This window comes from Arthrobacter sp. P1_B4, assembly GCF_056406555.1.
Genome location: NZ_JBFTZW010000195.1, coordinates 1 through 1,153, shown reverse-complemented (window position 1 = coordinate 1,153; position 1,153 = coordinate 1). Strand labels below are relative to the sequence as shown.

The 1,153-nt window shown below is 63.8% G+C and carries 2 protein-coding genes; both read left to right on the top strand.

Annotated elements, in window-relative coordinates; translation table 11 throughout:
- Positions 1-421: DUF3618 domain-containing protein (locus AC1D1W_RS20680; protein ID WP_476944699.1), on the top strand; the 421-nt coding region annotated here is incomplete at its 5' end.
- Positions 422-504: 83 nt separating this feature from the next.
- On the top strand, positions 505-1,153 hold a 649-nt coding region (locus AC1D1W_RS20675; RefSeq protein WP_476944698.1), incomplete at its 3' end, for a YihY/virulence factor BrkB family protein.

Sequence of the window (1,153 nt, the reverse complement as noted above, 5' to 3'; positions counted from 1 at the left end):
CCATACCGCCGACCACGTCCACTCCACCACCGGAAGCGTCGGCTCGCATGTGAGCGACGCGGGCTCCGCAGTTGCGGGCGCGCCGGGCCAGCTGAAGAACAGGACACAGGGGAACCCATTGGCTGCCGGGTTGATCGCCTTTGGTGCCGGCCTGCTCGTTTCCTCCCTGATCCCGGCCAGTCAGAAGGAGCGTGAAGCCGCTGATGCCCTCAAATCGGCAGCCGAGCCACTCACCACGGAACTGACGGACGCCGCCAAGCAGGTAGCCGAAGGGCTCAAGGCGCCCGCCCAGGAAGCTGTGGAGAACGTCAAGGCCACTGCCGCGGACGCAACCGATCACCTCAAGGCAGACGGGCACGCCGCTGTGGAGGACGTCAAGGATCGGACTGCCGAAGCCAAGGACAACGTTCAGCAGGCCTGAGGCCGCGTCTGAATAAGGCCGGCTGCCCTCGCTGATGCGCTGGGCGGCCGGCCATTTCCCTTAACCCCACGAAGGAATTTCCAATGGCCAAGAACCCAACCAAGGCAGAAAATGAATCCATGACCGACGCCGAAACGGACGAGAGCAGCACCGCCAAGGCCCGCACGGCACCTGCCCCGGACGACTCCCGTAAACCGGACAGCCCGGCCGACGTCACTAAGCCCTCGTGGAAGTACATCGCCAAAAAGACCCTGCGTGAATTCACTAAGGACCAGTGCCCGGATCTCGCCGCAGCACTGACCTATTACGCGGTGCTTTCTATTTTCCCGGCGCTGTTGGCCCTCGTGTCGTTGCTGGGCATTTTCGGGGACGCCAAGAAGACCACATCCGCTCTCATGGAGATCGTTCAAGGATTCGCGCCCGGTGACACCGTTGACGCGATCCGCCAGCCAATCGAGCAGCTCAGCAGTTCCTCCGCTGCCGGCCTCACCCTGGTACTCGGCATCCTCACCGCCCTCTGGTCCGCCTCCGGTTATGTCGGAGCCTTTGGCCGGGCAATGAACCGGATCTACGAAATTGACGAGGGCCGGCCGTTCATCAAACTTCGGGGCACGATGCTCGCCGTCACCATTGCCGCCGTGCTGATCGTCCTCGTGCTTTCAGCCATGCTAGTGCTGAGCGGGCCGGTGGCGGACGCTGTCGGCAACTCGATCGGCCTGGGCGGGGCCGTCC